Raw genomic sequence first — 15152 nt, 5'->3', positions numbered from 1 at the left:
CGTTGTCGCCATGATCCAAGTGCTCGAACTGACCAAGCGCTACGGCCGCACCACGGCCGTTGACGCGCTGACCTTCACCGTGCGCCCCGGCCAGGTCACCGGGTTCCTCGGCGCCAACGGTTCCGGCAAGTCGACCACCATGCGCGCGGTGCTCGGCCTGGACGCCCCCACCTCGGGCCGCGCGCTCGTCGACGGGCGGTTGTACCGCTCGTTCCCCCGGCCCCTGCACCACGTCGGCGCGCTGCTCGACGCCGGGGCCGTGCACGGCGGTCGCTCGGCGCGGATGCACCTGCGCTGCCTGGCCCGCACCAACGGGATCGGGCCGCGACGGGTGAGCGAGGTGCTCGACCTGGTCGGCCTCGCGGCCGTCGCCGACCGGCGCGTCGGCGGGTTCTCGCTGGGCATGCGCCAGCGGTTGGGCATCGCGGCGGCGCTGCTCGGCGACCCGGGCGTCCTGCTGTTCGACGAACCGGTCAACGGCCTGGACCCCGAGGGCATCCGCTGGATCCGCGAGCTGATGCGCGAGCTGGCGGGCGAGGGCCGCACGGTGCTGGTGTCCTCGCACCTGATGAGCGAGATGGCGCTGACCGCCGACCACCTGGTGGTGATCGGGCGCGGGAGGCTGATCACCGAGGCGTCCATGGCCGAGCTGGCCGAGCGGTTCCGCCGCGACGTGCTCGTGTCCACTCCGGACAGTGTGGGCCTGGGGGCCGCACTGCGCGCGGTGGGGGCGACCGTCTCGTCCGAAGTGGACGGACTGGCGGTGGTCGGCCTCTCGCCCACTGAGATCGGGGACCTGGCGCACCGGGCCGGGTTCGCGGTGCACGGGCTGGTCCAGCGCACCGCGACACTGGAGGACGCCTACCTCGACCTGACCGACGACAGCACCGAGTACCGAGCCGGGAGCAGGCGATGATGGGCGACAGCGTGGCGGCGGAACTGTTGAAGCTGCGGTCCCTGCGGTCGAGTTGGGTGGTGCTGGCGGCCTCGGTGCTGGCCATCGCGGCAGGCGGGGTGCTGGCGGTGCTGATCACCGCGGACTTCGACGGCAGCTCCCTGGAGCGGAGGGCGACCTTCGACAGCGCGGACATGTCGGTGGTGATCATACCGCTGCTGGCACTGGTCACGGCCTCGGTCGCGGCGGCGGTGTTCACCGGGGAGTACGGCTCCGGGCTGATCCGGACGACGCTGACCGGGGTTCCTTCGCGGCGGAAGTTGTTCGCCGCCAAGACTTTGGTGGTGGGCCTCGTGGCGTTCGCCTTGGGGCAGGTGGTGTCGTTCGCGTTGTTCGGACTGACGCTGGCCGCGGTGGGGGACCGACCGGCGCCGATCGCACCGTGGACCTCGGCCGCGGCCGGGGTGCCCTCGGCGGTGGCCTCCGGGTCGATCATCGCGGTGGTGTGCCTGCTGGCGTTGGGGTTGGGGGCGGTCGTCCGGTCCACAGCGGGGACCCTGGTGACGGTGGCAGTGCTGCTGTACGTGGTGCCGGGGTTGGCGGCGTTCTTGCCCGCGGCTGTGTCGGACTGGGTGTTCGCGTTGTGGTTGTTGAACTTGGCGCCGCAGATGGTGGGGGGTGATGGGTCGCTGCTGTCGCCGGTGGGGGCGGTGGCTGTTGCTGTGGGGTATGCGGTGGTGCCGCTTGGTTGTGGGTGGTTCTTGTTCTCTCGTCGGGACGCTTGACTCTTGTTGCTTGCTTGCCGGCTTGCTCGCTGGGTCGGGGGCCCGGGTTGGTCGGGGGCCCGGGTTGGTCGGGGGCCCGGGTTGGTCGGGGGCCCGGGTTGGTCGGGGGTCGGGTTGGTCGGGGGTCGGGTTGGTCGGGGGACTCGCGTTAGCGGGGCGGCGACTGAGGTCGGGGGCGGTGGCGCGTTCAGGGGGTAGCGCGGGTGGGGGCTGGCTGCTGGGTTCTGCCTTGGCGGGGCTGGGTGTTGGGTGCCGGGTGCCGCCTGGCAGGGGCGGGGCCCTGTGCTGCCTGGCAGGGGCGGGTGCTGGATGCTGGGTTCTGCCTGGCGGGTGGCGGTGGGAGGTGACGGGTGGAGGTAGCGGGTGGCGGGTGAGTGGATGGTCAGCGGCGATCAACTCGCTGGTGCGAAGGGTCAGGTGAGCAGTTGGCTCATGCTCTCCTGCAGTGCCGGGTCCGGTTCCTCTTGCACCGCTTGCCTCAGCGCCGTCTGGACTTCCGGGTGCCAGGACTCCGGGCCCCAGCCGGTCAGGGTGCGCACCGCCATGACGCGGTTGCGGACTACCGGGCAGCGCAGTGAGGCCAGGACGAACTCCGTTCCCTGGCCGGGGAACTCGCGCAGCGCGGTGACTACCGCGTCCAGGGCTGTGTGAGTGGACCAGCGTTTGCCGTAGCCCGCGATCAGGGCGGGGCCGGTTGCCAGGTCCGCCAAGGGGAGTAGCTCGGTGGCCAGGTCCAGGATGGCGGGTAGGCGTTCGGCGGTGGCCAGGGTCATCAGGCTCAGCCAGTCGTCGTTGGTGGTGCGGGTTCTGCGGAGGGTGGCGGGGAACGGGTCGACCTCGAGGATCCTGGCGGCGTACCTGGCGCGGTGGAAGTCGCGGCTGTCGGGGGTTTCCAGGCCGGCGATGGTCAGGTCGCGCCAGTGCGGTTCGGCCATCAGGTCGCGGCAGCGGCGGACCATGAGCTCGTGCCGGGCCAGGTCCCAGCCCTGCTCGTAGCGGCGGTTCCAGTCCGGGCCGGACAGGAACTCCTCGATCCACGCTGTGCAGACGAAGTGGCGGAGGTCGCGGCCCGCGCGTTCGAGGTGCCCTAGCAGCAGCCAGACCGCGCGGGGGGCGTCCGGGTAGTCATCGATGTCCTCGGCTGGGCCGCCGTCGATCAGTGCGCACACGATGTCGCACGCGCAGTCGAGCAGCTCTTGGTCGATCTCCGGCGCGCTCAGCGCGGCCACCAGGCCGCCGACGGTGGCGGCTTGGTGGGCCAGGTACTCGTTCATCACCGTGTTGCGGAAACCGCCGCGCAGCAGCCAGGTTCGGGCTTCGGGGGTGGTGGTCGGGGTGAAGTGGCGGACGACGCCGATGCGGCCCCAGCCGCGCACCCCCTTGGCCAGGCGGAGCAGCACCGGCTCGGGGTCGGGGTGGGTGCTCAGCACCGCCACGGCCGCGTACCGGGTGAACTCGTCGTGCCTGCCGATGCGGAGCAGCAGGTCGACGTCGGCCGGTTCCGGGTCCAGGCCCAGCAGGGCGATGCCGAACTTGACCGGCTCGCGGTGGGCCGCCGTGGTGACCAGTCGGGTGCCCAGGTCGCGCAGGCCCGCCGCCGGGAGGTCGAGGGCTCGGATTCCGGTCAGCGCGCGGTCGACGTCGTCGAGGATCTGGCGCAGGGACAGGGCCGCGTACAGCAGCTCGTACCCCGCGACGTCGGTCAGGGCCGTCGCTACCAGGGCGGGGAGGTCGTCGTCGGCGCCCGGCTCGGCGGCGCAGTCGCCCTGGACGCCGTCGCGGGCGCCGGAGGCCCAGCGGACCTGGCTGTCGTCGCGCACCTCGTCGGGCAGGTCGTCGCCACCCGGGAGCAGGCCGCAGCCGCTCGGGTCCAGGTGGGCGGCTATGTGGTCGTGGATGGCGCGCACCGGGTCATTGTCGCGCGCGCATCCGACACTGTGTCGCCCGCGGCGCTCAGACCAGCGGTTTGGTCAGCAGCTCGAAGGCGAGGTCCGCGCGCAGCGGGAGCCCGAAGCGCTCGTCGCCGTAGGGGAAGGGGGTGAGTTCGCCGGTGCGGCGGTAGCCCCGGCGGACGTACCAGTCGATCAGCTCGGTGCGCGCGGTGATCACCTTCATCCGCATCTCCGGCAGGCCCCACTCCTCGTGGGCGAACCGCTCGGCCTCGGCCAGGGCCAGCCTGCCGACCCCGGTGCCCTGCTCGGCCGGTGCGACCGCGAACATGCCGAAGTACCCGGCGCCGTGCTCGTCGGCGACGTGGCAGCAGGCGACCGGCACGCCGTCGCGCTCGGCCACCAGCAGCACGCTCCCCGGTGCGGTGATCACCTCGGCGACGCCCTCGGGGTCGGTGCGCTGCCCCTCGAGCAGGTCGGCCTCGGTGGTCCAGCCGACCCGGCTCACCTCGCCGCGGTAGGCCGACTCCACCAGCGGGACCAGCACGGGGACGTCGGCCAGGGTCGCACGGCGAAAAGTGAGCACGCACCGAGCCTAACCGGACGGTGCGAGTGGATAGTCTGGCCGTCATGGGACTGTTCGGCCGCAGGAAGGCCAGGGCCGAGGCCGCCGCGCTCACCTCGGCGCTGGTGCTCGACCGCTGCTGGGACGACATCGCCCTCGACTTCGGCGTGGACGCGGTGCGCGAGGGCCACCGCAAGGCCGCCCTCGCCCTGCTGCGCGAGTGCCGCGACGACCATGAGCTGCGCACCCAGCGGGTCCGCGCGCTCGCCGAGGCCGCGTCGGGCCAGACCGCCGAGATCAAGGAGCTGGTCACCGAGGACAGCGGCCCGGCCGAGGCCGCCGACGTGCTGCTCTGGCTCGGCAGCACGCTGATCGCCGAGGCCTGGCAGATCCGCGGCGGCGGCTGGGCGCGCACGGTCGGCGACGACCGGTTCACCCTGTTCCGGTCCCGCCTGCGCGAGGCCCGCGACCCGCTGATGGCCGCGGCCCGGCTCGCCCCCGCCGACGCGACGCCGTGGGTGGAGCTGCAGCGCTACGCCCGCGGCATGCGCCTGGACCGGGCCCAGCGCGACATGGTGTGGGTGGAGGCCATGCAGCGCTGCCCCACCTCGTACCCGGCGCACGCGGGCCGGTTGCAGACCCTGGCCGCGAAGTGGGGTGGCAGCCACGACGACATGTTCGGCTTCGCCCGCGACACCGTGGCCAAGTCCCCGCCGGGCAGCCCGCTGGTGGCGATGCTGCCCACCGCGCACGCGGAGTACCTGCTCAAGGAGGGCGACCGGTTCGTCGCCGAGGGCAGCGCGTGGTCCTACGTAAGGCTCAACGCCCGCTACTTCGGCCCGACCGTGCGCGGCGAGCTGATCGAGGCCGACGACAAGAGCCGCGGCACCCGGGCGGGCAGCTACGCGATGGAGATCCACAACCTGTTCGGCTGGGCGATGCTGGAGTCCGGCGAGGACACCCGGGCCCGCTGGCACCTGGCCCAGGTGGGCAACCGCCCGTCCACGCTGCCCTGGGCCTACAACGGCGAACACGCCTTCGCCCGGGCCTTGGTCCGCCTTGGCCTCACCGGTGAGCAGGGCTGAGGGCGGGCGCCGCCCAGCCGACAATCCCGGGCAGGGCCGCTCCCCGCGCCCGACACGCGGTAGCAACAGCGCCGCAGGTCAAGCGCGGGGACCCGTCGGCTACCCCAGGTTCTGCCACCACGGGTCGACCGGCGGCGGGCCGCTCACGTCCACCCGCTCCCCCGGCCGCGGCACCGCAAGGGCCACGCCGCGGGCCTTCGCCTCGGCCCACACCCGGTCCACCGGGTCGGTCCAGCTGTGCACCGACAGCGTGAAGGTCGCCCAGTGCACCGGGATCATCAGCCCGCCCCGCACGTCCACGTGCGCGGCGACGCCCTCCTCCGGGGTCATGTGGATGTCCGGCCAGCCCGCCCCGTAGGCACCGACCTGGATCAGGGCGGCGTCGAACGGCCCGTGCTCGGCGCCGATCTCGGCGTAGCCGGGGAAGTAGCCGGAGTCGCCGGTGTAGAACACCCGGTGGTCCGGGCCCGCGATCACCCAGGACGCCCAGAGCGTGCCGTCGCGGCGGAAGGCGCGGCCAGAGAAGTGCTGCGCGGCGGTCGCGGTCAACCGCAGGCCCGCAAGCTCGACCGACTCCGACCAGTCCAGCTCGATGATCCGCTCGGCGGGCACCCGCCAGCGGCGCAGGTGCGCGCCGATGCCCAGCGGCACCACGAACGGCGCGGTCTGGGTGCGGACCAGCGCGCGCACGGCCGCCAGGTCGAGGTGGTCGTAGTGGTCGTGGGAGATCAGGATCGCGTCCAGCTTCGGCAGCGCGTCGACCGGCTGCGGCGGCTCGTGCAGCCTGCGCGGGCCGACCAGCCGCGACGGCGACACACGCTCGCCCCACACCGGGTCGATGAGCACGCGAGCGCGGTCGATCTCGACGAGCGCGGTGGCGTGCCCGTGCCAGGTGATGTGCAGGCCGTCCGTGGCGGGGGCGCCCGGGCTGACCAACGGGACCGGACCCGCGGGCTTGCGCTTGACGTCCTTGCGCAGCATCTCGCGCGCGGACGCGCGCATGGAGCCCGGCGGTGCCAGTCGGGGCGGGGCGCTGTTGCGGAACGCGCCGTCGCGGAACTGCGGTGATCGTCCGATCCGCTCAGCGGCGGCGCCCTTAGCCTTGGCCCCTAGTGCTACCGGGACGTCACGGACGACCCAGCCGATGGCTGCGGCGGCCAACCCGAGTGCGGCCAGTGCTGTTCTCATGCCCCCATGGTCCTCGGGTTCGGCTGTGACCGCTCTCAGGACCTTCGAGGTAGTGCGTCAAGAAACCGCGCGCGAGCAGGCGGTCAGGTCTGGACCAGCGCTAGCCGACCGCCAGCCGCAGCCGCATCGCGCGGCGGGCCACCAGGCCGGGTCGCGGGGAGCGGACCGAGACGTTCGCCAGGTGAGCCGGGTCGACGCGCAGCGCCGTGGGCGCCGGGTAGTCCTCGGCCGGGGCGTCGGGGTGCTCGGGGGGCAGCAGGTCGAGGATCGCGCGCAGCGCCCAGCGGGCGTGGCCCTGGTAGGACCAGACGACCGACGCCGGGGCGAAGACGTCCCAGTCGCGGCTCTGCCGGGAGCGGGCCGCGGTCACGTCGTGCGCGTCCTTGATCACCACGTAGTCCACGTGGTCCTCCCAGGCGTAGGTGGCCACGATGGCCTCCGGCCGGTCGGCGCCACCGCACAGGTACACGGTGAAGCCGTCCGCGACGACCGCGCGGAGCAGGTCGTCCACCTCGCTGAGTTCGGACGGTTGTGACTGTTCGCAGGGCTGGCTCATCGTGATCACCCGATTGGCAGGTGTCATTGTCGGGGCAACTAGCCACGTGATGACACGGTGTGCACGTACTCACTGTGTACATCACCCGAATGCCCCATGGGGCCTGATTGATGTCAATGACACAAACAGGACGCATATCGATACATTCACTCGTGTGAGTTATGGCCAGGACCTATCGACCGGGTGGACTACACACCAAGAGTGGCTACCCCGGTGAAAGTCCACCCAAGTGGGTGACTACCCTCCCGGCTCATCAACGTCGGTGGCTCACCGGGTCGGGGGCTGCGGGCGCCCTGCTGTTGGATGGAGTCCCCGCCTTGGCTATGTCCCGTTCCCGCGACTGGCTGCGCTCAGCCGGTCGCGCCGCCGCCGTCACCTCCCTCGCCGCCGCCGCGCTGGCCATGTTCGCGGGCACCGCGAGCGCGCACACGCCCAAGGCCGTGGCCTCCTGCGAGGGCGAGAAGACCGTCCTCAAGGTCGACCTCACCGCCTACAACGGCGACGTGAAGAACACCGTCGTGATCACCGCCGACGACAAGGTCGTCGCCGAGAACGACAACTTCGGCCGCGAGTACCACAGCACCACCAAGTACGACGGCACCGTCGCGCACACCTTCCACGTGAAGGTCGTCGCGGGCGACGGCAAGCAGTACGGCTACGAGGACACCCTCACCGCGCGCAAGTGCGTCACCGAGACGACCTCCACCAAGCCCACCGAGTCGACCAACCCGACCAAGCCGCCGGTCACCACGACGACCACGGCGAAGCCGACCGTGTCGACCTCGACCAGCAAGCCCGCGCCGACCACGGTCGCGCCGACGAACTCCCCCGCGCCGAACCCGAACGACCTGCCGGACACCGGCTCCAACGTCGGGATCCCGTTGGCCATCGGCGGCGTACTGGTGCTCGGCGGCGGTGGAGCTCTGGTCGCCGCGCGTCGCGCGAAGAAGAACTAGCGCTAAGAGGAACCGGTGAGGGCCGGTCAGCTCCCCCGCGGAGCTGACCGGCCCTCACCGTCTTATCCGGTACGCCCTTACCGGATCGGCGCCTGCACCGGACGTCCCACAGCCTCGAACACCAAGAGGGTGTTGACCGAGACCACTTCAGACCGGTTGAGCAGGCGCGTGATCAGCAGCTGTTGCAGGTGGGTGGTGTCCGGTACCGCTACCTGCACCAGGTAGTCGTCCGGCCCCGCGACGTGCAGCAGCGACACCGTCTCCGGCTGGTCGAGCACGAACGCCTTGAACTCCTCGACGACGCGCTGCCGGTGCGGCCGCACGCGCACGGACAGCAGCGCGCTTATCGGCCTGCCGAGCGCGGCCAGGTCGACGGTGGCGTGGAAGCCGGTGAGCACGCCGCGGCGGCGCAGCGACCGGACCCGCTCCAGCGCCGTGGACGGCGCGACCCCGACGATCGCCGCCAGCTCCTTGTTCTGCAGGCGGGCGTCGCGTTGCAGCTCGCGCAGGATGGCGACGTCGGTCGGGTCGAGTTCGGCTGGCTGGCCCATGGGTGTGTGTTCTCTCTGCGGACGGACGCGAACCAGCCGAACCTATGTCAGCGGTGCGCGTCCTTGAGCGCGTACTCCAGGTCGGCACGCAGGTCGTCGGCGTGCTCCAACCCGACCGACATTCGCAGCACGGCCGCGTCCGGTTTGGCCTCGGCCGCCACCGGCCGGTGGGTCAGCGACGCCGGGTGCTGGACCAGGGTGTCCACCCCGCCCAGCGACACCGCGTGGGTGATCAGCCGGACCGCCTCGACGGTGCGCGCGGCGGCGGCGTGGTCGCCGACCTCGAAGGAGACCATCGCGCCCGGACCGGACATCTGGGTGCCGACGAGCGGACCGCTGGGGAAGTGCACCCGCCGGACGAACTCGTTCCCGCGCAGCCACTCGGCGAGCTCGATGGCCGTGGCCTGCTGGGCGTGGACGCGGACCGGGAGCGTTTGCAGGCCGCGGTGCAGCAGGTACCCGGCCAGCGGGTGCATGAGGCCGCCGGTCACCGCGCGGACCCGGCGCAGGCGGGCGGCCCAGTCGGCGGTGGTGGCCACGACGCCACCGATGACATCGCCGTGGCCACCGAGGTACTTGGTGGCGGAGTGCAGGACGAGCGCGGCGCCGTGCTCGACCGGGCGCTGCAGGACCGGCGTGGCGAAGGTGTTGTCGACGACCACCGGCACCGCGCCCGCCGCCGCGCTGACCGCGGCGAGGTCGAGCAGGTCGAGGGTCGGGTTGGCCGGGGTCTCGACGATGACGAGCCCGGTGTCGGGGCGCACGGCGGCGGCGACGCCGTCCGGGGCCACCCAGGTGACTGTCGTGCCGAGCAGCCCGGTGGCCAGCAGGTGGTCCGAACCACCGTAGAGCGGCCGCACCGCGACGACGTGCGGCTTGCCCTCGCCGACGGTCGCGATCAGGCACGCGGTGAGCGCGGCCATGCCCGAGCCGAACGCGACGGCCTCGTCGGTGCCCTCCAGCTGGGCCAGTGCGTCCTCGAACCGCGCCACGGTGGGGTTCCAGAGGCGCTGGTAGACCAGACCGCCGTCGGCGGGCGGGCGGCCACCGGTGGCGAGGGCCTCGTAGGCGGCGCCACCGCTGTCGACGCCGGGGACCGGGTTGGTCGTGGACAGGTCGATCGGCGGCACGTGCACCCCGAGGCCCGCGAGATCGTCGCGGCCCGCGTGCACGGCGAGCGTGGCCAGGCTGGTCATTCGGCGTCTCCCTCACCTCGGCTGGTGCGCCCAGGATGCGGCCGAGTCCGCCCGCGACGACCGGTCGGGAAACCGCCTGCCCCGAATGGTCCGCGGCACCGATGTGGATTCGGCCGCGGTGCCCCGCCCCGGGGCGGGGCCGAATCCGGTTCGGTCACGCCGGGGTCAGCTCGGGGCGTGCTCGGCCACCAGGCCGACGATGACCCGGTGGGCCTGCGCCAGGGTGGGCTGGTGGCCGAACGGGTCGAGCCGGAAGGCCAGCCGGACCAGCACGTCGCCGAGGGTGACGCAGTGCAGCAGGGTCACCCGCAGCTCCGCGGTGTCGCTGAACCGGAACCGGCGCACCAGCAGGTCGGCGAAGGCCTCGGCCAGCGGGTCGTCGACCTCCGCGGGCCCGTCCAGCTCGCCCGCGGCCAGCCCTGCCCCGCTGACCGCGCGGAACCCGGCGTCGGTGCGGCACATGTCGACGTAGGCGGTGTAGGCGCGGTCGACCGCGGTGCGCCAGTCCGCCGCGGGCGCGCCCGCGAGGGTCACCCGCTGCTGGAACAGCCGGGTGTTGCGCTCCACCACGGCCTTCATGACCGCGATCTTGTCCGGGAAGTACCGGTAGACCGACCCGATGGACACCGCCGCGGCCTTGGCGATGTCGGCGGTGGTGGTCGCGGCGAGGCCCTTCTCCGCCACGACTCGCGCGGCCGCGTCCAGGATGCGTTCGATCTGCCTGCTGGCCCGATACTGGGTGGGCGTCCGCCGAACCTGGTAGGGCGTCTCCGGAACGGTCACGGACCCATTGTGCCCAGGTTGATTCGGCCGTTTGGGCCAGGTAGGGGAATCCTTGTCGGAAACATGCGTGTTCTGCCGAATCGTCGCGGGCGAACTGCCCGCCGAGGTGGTGCACGAGGACGCGGCCACGCTCGCGTTCCTCGACCACCGGCCGCTCTTCCGCGGCCACGTGCTGCTGGTGCCCAAGGCGCACCTGACGGTGCTCAGCGACCTGCCAGCGGACCGGGTCGGCCCCTACTTCACGCTGGCCCAGCGCCTGCAGCGGGCGGTGGAGGACGGCCTGGGCGCGGACGGGTCGATGATCCTGATCAACAACATCATCAGCCAGTCGGTGCCGCACCTGCACCTGCACGTCATCCCCCGGCACAAGAAGGACGGGCTGCGCTTCTGGCTCGGGCCGCGGCACCCCTACGACGCCGAGCACACCCCCCAGTCCTACGCCGACCGCATCCGGCGGGCCCTCACGGACGGGTGATCATCGGGTACAAAGGGTGAAGGGAGGGCGGATGGACTCGGAGAACCTGGCGGCGCTGCTATCCCCGTTGTCCGTGGCCCACGTGACCGAGGTGCTGGCCCGTTGGCTGCGCGACGCCCACGCCGCTGCCCTCGACCTGCAGGAACAGCGCCGTCTCGACGAGCGCGGCGGCTGGGACAACGCGGTCAGCCACGGCACGGACCGCTACCAGTTCCTCGTCCGCACGGCGGCGTCGCTGAGCGCCGAGGTCGACGGCCTCGAACCCGACCGCGGTTTCCAGTCGCTGCTGCTGAAGCTCCCGAGGGTGGCGCTGTACCCGTTCAACGTCCCGGACGGCCCGTACGGGCCGGTCAGCACGGTCAGCGAGCTGCGCAGGGAACTGCTCACCGAGGCGCGGAGCACGGAGCTGGCGCTGCTCACCCGCCGGGAGCTGTGGGTCGAGGACCGCGCGCTGGTGCTGCTGCCGTGGAGCGGGACCGAGGGCGCGGGCCTGACCGGGCTGTGGGCGGGCCAGGGCACCCTGAGCGGCTCGACCGTCGACTGGGAGTGGGTCCACGGGCTGTCCCTGGACGACGCCCCGGGCCAGACCGGGCTGTTCGACACCGGCCCGGTGCGCCCGCCCGCACCAGAGGTGCGCCGCCGGACGCGGACGCGGCCGCAGTCCTCCTGACGCGCGGGACCCCGGGCAGCGTCGCGGTGGGGCATGGGCGACGATGTCCCGGTCCGTGGCCGCGCGCGAACTGGGGGACCGGCTGTGCCGTCCGAGTCGTCCGACGCCCTCGCCGCCGGGTGGGGGTTCGACCCGCCCCGGTTGTCGATGGCGCGGCGGCTGGCCGGGCTGGACGTGGACGGGTTGGCCGAGGTCGTCGGGCACCCGGTCGAGGACTACGAGCTGGGGCGCGACCGACCGACCGCCGACGTGCTGCGCACCTGGGCCCGCACCCTCGGCGTCGCGCCGGACTTCTTCGTCGCGGGCAGGCCGCGCCTGCACCTCGACCTGACCCGCACCTCGCTGACCCGGCGGGCGAACCGGGCCGACAGCGCGCGGGCGGGGGCGTTCCTCGAGCTGCTGTGGGAAGTCCTGTGCGCGGTGGACGACCACGTGGAGCTCCCCCCGTCCAACCTCGCCTGCCGCGCGCCCACCCCTGCCGCGTTGGCGCGCGGGGTCCGGCTCGACTGGCGGGCGCCGCGGGGTCCGCTGCCGCACCTGACCGCGCACCTGGAAGCGCGGGGGATCATGGTGGTCCCGTTCCCCGGCCCGGCGTTCAGCGCCCTGCTGCCGGGCCGCGCCGTGATCGCGCTCGACCCGCGACTGCCCGGCCCGGAACGCCGGTGGGCGGCCGCGGTGGAGTTCGGCGGGCTGCTGCTCGGCGTCGGGACCAGCCCGGACGCGGGCGCCGCCGCCTTCGCCGCCGAACTGCTGCTCCCCGCCGCCGAGCTCACCCCGCGCACCGACCTGACCGGTCTGGCCACCCGCTACGGGGTGCCGCTGCCGCGCCTGCTCGACCGCTGCCGGGCCCTCGGCCTGCCCCGGCGCCCCGCCGACCCGGCCGAGGACCTCGGCGACGAGACGCCCCGCCTGCTCGCCGACGCGGTCGCCCTGGCCTTCGACGACCCGGTCCGGGCCCTCGCCGAACGCCTCCGCACCGGCCCCAAGCTGCTGCGCGGCCTGCTCACCGGCACACCCGAGCAGCACCTCACCGTGGTGCGCTGACCCCGCGCCGGGTCCGAAAACCGCTCAAGCGTCCACAGTGGACCGTCCGGGGCTACCGCCCAGTAATGGTCTGGACCAAAAACTGGTGACGTCAGGTACTTGCGCTCGGCCGCCAACCCCGACACATTGGTTTGGACCACTTGGGCGGGAGGACGGCATGGCCAGGATCAGGCCGCGGGAACTGGCCGCGGGCGCGTGCGCCGGGCTCATCGGCAGGCGGGTCGACGGCCTGCGCTGGACCGGCACCGAACTGTCCTGGGTGGACGGTCCAGGCGCGCGGATCCAGTTGGGGCGCATGACACCCCTGGGACCGCGGCACACCGCCACCCTCTGCCTGGACGGTCGGGTCACCAGCGCCGTGCCCGCCCGCGACGGCTGGGCGGTGACCGGCGACCCGGTGCTGCTGCGCCGCGACGGCCGGGCCCGCCCGCTCGCCCTGCCCGCCGCCGACGGCGCCTGGTGCGACCCGGCCGGGCGGCTGTGGCTGGCGGGCCGGGACACCCTGCACCGGGTCGACCTGAGCGGCACCGTGCACCCGGTGCTCGGCGGCCCCACGCACGCGCTGGCGTGGAGCCCGGACACGGCCACTGTCTACCGGGTCGGCGCGGACGGCCTGACCGCGCACGCCTTCGACCTGGCCAACGGAACGGTCGGCGCGGGCCGGGTGCTGACCTCGACCGCGCGCGGGGTGGCCGTCGACGTCGACGGGTTCGCCTGGGTGGCGGGCGGTTCCGGCGTCCGGCGGATCGACGGCGCGGGCGCGGCGCACAGCATCGTCCGGCTCCCGGACGCGGTGGCGTGCTGCTTCGCGGGCGAGACCATGCTGATCACCACCGCCGACGGCACGGTGCACGCCTGCGACCCCGGCGTCCGGGGGCTGCCCGCTGTCCGCTGGGCGGGCGTTCCGACCCCCTGACGCCGATATCGGCTACGGACCGCACAGGGCGGTTCGTATGTTCGAGCGAATCCGCTTGATCGGTCTACTACTTCGCCCGCGCAACAGGTACCCACCTAGGTGTGGAAACCGCTGCGCGTTGGCGCGCGCCCGCGGTCGTCATGGTTGCCGCAGCGGCGGTTCCCCTGGCGGCGGGCCTCGCACTCGGCTGGAAGAACTGGGTGACCGTCCCCGTGCTGCTCGTGGCACTGGGACTCGGCGCACTGGTGGTGAAGCAGCTGCTGTTCCACCGCGAGCAGAGCGCGCTGCGCGCCGAAGTGGCCCGGGAACGGGCCGAGGCCAAGCCCGCCGAGCAGGCGGCGCACGCCGAACACCACGTGCCCGCCATCCCGGTGGACAGCGCGGAGCCCTACTACCGGTTCATCCTGTCCTGCACGGTGTGCTGGTCGGCGAACGCGGGCGTCCCACAGCACGGCAACCTGCGCGGGCTGGCGGTGCACTCGATCCTGGAGCGGGCCCGGCAGGTGACGGTCACCGGCTCCCCGACCGACGCGCCGATGGTCCTGACCCGATTGGCGGCGGAACTGGGCGCGATGGCCCCGGACCGGTCCGGCCAGATCGTGACGTGGGCGGAGAACGTGGGCCTGACGGTGCCGGAGGAGGACGCCCGGCGGCTGGAGCGCCTGGCCGAACTGCGCAAGGAGAAGCAGGTCCGGCACCAAGAGCAGGAGTTGGAACAGCGCACCCGGGCCTACCTGGCCGACGAGATCCTGACCGACCCGGGCACGGCGGTGGTGTGGTGGCTCGCCCGGCACCCGGAGCAGGTGCGCGAGGCGGCTGACCTGATCCCGACCTTCGCGCGGTTGACGGCGGCGGTGACCAAGACGGAGATCGAGCCGCAGTACGCCGAAAGACTCGACGACCGGCCGACGTTGAGCGCTGTCGGGTGGCCCCGGATTGGACAGTCCGAAGAGGACAGACGAGCGCTGGCGGGACCGGAGGGGAGCGAACAACCGTTGTGGCCTCGGGGGAATCGCGACCACGGCGACTTCGATGAGCCCACGGCGCAGTGAGCTTGATTGGCGCTCTGGCTGCGCCTAAGGGAAGTGGCGTCGTTTGGTTGCTTTTGTAGCTGGGTCCTCGAAGGTGCGGCCGGATGCCAACTGCTCGATTGGGTGGGGTGGCTTTGTTCGGGGACCCCAAGAAAGAAGGCGCTAGCCTGGCTTTGGTGTGGGTGATCCCTCTCCCACCCGCTGCGCCCCGGCACCTCTTTGCTCGTGCGAGGGTTGCCGTCTTCGTTGCCCGAGTTACAAGCGGGGCTCGATCTAGTGAACTCGCTTCGTGTGGGGCCCCTAGAGCACCGCGGTGGTGAAAAAACGGCGGGTGAAGGGCATTCCCCACCACCGGTCAAGTTTAGCGGTACTCCTCCCCCACACGAAGCGAGTCCACTAGATCGAGCATCCGTAGCGGGGCCGGCGGTACCAGCGGGGGCGGCCTCACCGCTGCGGTTGGGTGCTGGGTGGGTGGGTGGGTGGGGCAGCCATTAGATCGAGCATTCGTAGCGGGACTTGCGTACCAGCGGGGGTGGCCTCACCGCTGGGGGTGGGGGGTTGGGGGGG

Annotated in this window: 16 protein-coding genes; 9 read left to right on the top strand and 7 right to left on the bottom strand. The window is 72.7% G+C overall.

The genetic code is table 11. The features are described 5' to 3' along the window. Positions 1-10: 10 nt before the first annotated feature. Both QSK30_RS00080 and QSK30_RS00075 read left to right on the top strand, forming a co-directional pair. The gene (locus QSK30_RS00080) at positions 11-916 is read left to right on the top strand and encodes an ATP-binding cassette domain-containing protein (RefSeq protein ID WP_285498634.1); all 906 of its coding nucleotides are present in this window, start codon (positions 11-13) and stop codon (positions 914-916) included. Continuing rightward, entirely contained in the window at positions 913-1680 is a 768-nt protein-coding gene (locus QSK30_RS00075) for a DUF2705 family protein (RefSeq protein WP_285498633.1), read from the top strand. Before QSK30_RS00080 ends, QSK30_RS00075 begins: the two co-directional genes overlap by 4 nt. A gap of 413 nt (positions 1681-2093) precedes the next feature. On the opposite strand, the gene QSK30_RS00070 is transcribed toward QSK30_RS00075, so the two are convergent. Next, a complete protein-coding gene (locus tag QSK30_RS00070) occupies positions 2094-3587 on the bottom strand; it encodes a hypothetical protein (RefSeq protein WP_285498632.1) in 1494 nt (497 codons plus the stop codon). A 46-nt stretch (positions 3588-3633) separates the two neighbouring features. Further along, positions 3634-4155: a GNAT family N-acetyltransferase gene (locus QSK30_RS00065; protein ID WP_285498631.1), complete on the bottom strand. Its 522-nt coding sequence runs from the start codon at positions 4153-4155 to the stop codon at positions 3634-3636. A gap of 44 nt (positions 4156-4199) precedes the next feature. Between QSK30_RS00065 and QSK30_RS00060 the strand changes: the two genes are divergently transcribed. Beyond that, on the top strand, positions 4200-5219 hold the full coding sequence (locus QSK30_RS00060) for a hypothetical protein (RefSeq protein ID WP_285498630.1): 1020 nt from the start codon (positions 4200-4202) through the stop codon (positions 5217-5219). A 99-nt stretch (positions 5220-5318) separates the two neighbouring features. On the opposite strand, the gene QSK30_RS00055 is transcribed toward QSK30_RS00060, so the two are convergent. Both QSK30_RS00055 and QSK30_RS00050 read right to left on the bottom strand, forming a co-directional pair. Continuing rightward, the gene (locus QSK30_RS00055) at positions 5319-6407 is read right to left on the bottom strand and encodes an MBL fold metallo-hydrolase (RefSeq protein WP_285498629.1); all 1089 of its coding nucleotides are present in this window, start codon (positions 6405-6407) and stop codon (positions 5319-5321) included. Positions 6408-6507: 100 nt separating this feature from the next. Beyond that, positions 6508-6963 (bottom strand): hypothetical protein, encoded by a 456-nt coding sequence (locus QSK30_RS00050; protein ID WP_285498628.1) that lies wholly within the window; start codon positions 6961-6963, stop codon positions 6508-6510. Positions 6964-7286: 323 nt separating this feature from the next. Between QSK30_RS00050 and QSK30_RS00045 the strand changes: the two genes are divergently transcribed. Continuing rightward, on the top strand, positions 7287-7919 hold the full coding sequence (locus tag QSK30_RS00045) for an LPXTG cell wall anchor domain-containing protein (RefSeq protein WP_285498627.1): 633 nt from the start codon (positions 7287-7289) through the stop codon (positions 7917-7919). Positions 7920-7996: 77 nt separating this feature from the next. Here the strand turns inward: QSK30_RS00045 and QSK30_RS00040 are convergent, their stop codons facing one another. The 3 genes from QSK30_RS00040 to QSK30_RS00030 form a co-directional block, all read right to left on the bottom strand. Beyond that, the gene (locus QSK30_RS00040; RefSeq protein ID WP_285498626.1) at positions 7997-8470 is read right to left on the bottom strand and encodes an Lrp/AsnC family transcriptional regulator; all 474 of its coding nucleotides are present in this window, start codon (positions 8468-8470) and stop codon (positions 7997-7999) included. A gap of 47 nt (positions 8471-8517) precedes the next feature. Continuing rightward, complete coding sequence (locus tag QSK30_RS00035; protein ID WP_285498625.1) at positions 8518-9666, bottom strand: trans-sulfuration enzyme family protein; 1149 nt, start codon at positions 9664-9666, stop codon at positions 8518-8520. Positions 9667-9831: 165 nt separating this feature from the next. Further along, a complete protein-coding gene (locus QSK30_RS00030; protein WP_285498624.1) occupies positions 9832-10449 on the bottom strand; it encodes a TetR/AcrR family transcriptional regulator in 618 nt (205 codons plus the stop codon). A 67-nt stretch (positions 10450-10516) separates the two neighbouring features. Here QSK30_RS00030 and QSK30_RS00025 point away from each other — a divergent pair, with 67 nt between their 5' ends. The 5 genes from QSK30_RS00025 to QSK30_RS00005 all read left to right on the top strand — a co-directional run bounded on the left by QSK30_RS00025 (position 10517) and on the right by QSK30_RS00005 (position 14606). Next, positions 10517-10924, top strand: a complete 408-nt coding sequence (locus QSK30_RS00025; protein WP_285498623.1) for an HIT family protein — start codon at positions 10517-10519, stop codon at positions 10922-10924. Positions 10925-10955: 31 nt separating this feature from the next. Next, on the top strand, positions 10956-11594 hold the full coding sequence (locus tag QSK30_RS00020) for a hypothetical protein (protein WP_285498622.1): 639 nt from the start codon (positions 10956-10958) through the stop codon (positions 11592-11594). An 84-nt stretch (positions 11595-11678) separates the two neighbouring features. After that, positions 11679-12638, top strand: coding sequence for a helix-turn-helix domain-containing protein (locus QSK30_RS00015; protein WP_285498621.1), 960 nt, complete (start codon positions 11679-11681; stop codon positions 12636-12638). Between the two features lie 157 nt (positions 12639-12795). Next, positions 12796-13554, top strand: a complete 759-nt coding sequence (locus QSK30_RS00010) for an SMP-30/gluconolactonase/LRE family protein (protein ID WP_285498620.1) — start codon at positions 12796-12798, stop codon at positions 13552-13554. Between the two features lie 101 nt (positions 13555-13655). Then, positions 13656-14606, top strand: coding sequence for a hypothetical protein (locus tag QSK30_RS00005; protein WP_285498619.1), 951 nt, complete (start codon positions 13656-13658; stop codon positions 14604-14606). Positions 14607-15152: the final 546 nt, after the last annotated feature.

It is taken from the genome of Actinokineospora sp. NBRC 105648, from assembly GCF_030269645.1.
Taxonomy (GTDB): domain Bacteria; phylum Actinomycetota; class Actinomycetes; order Mycobacteriales; family Pseudonocardiaceae; genus Actinokineospora.
This window is presented reverse-complemented; position numbering and strand designations above follow the sequence as displayed.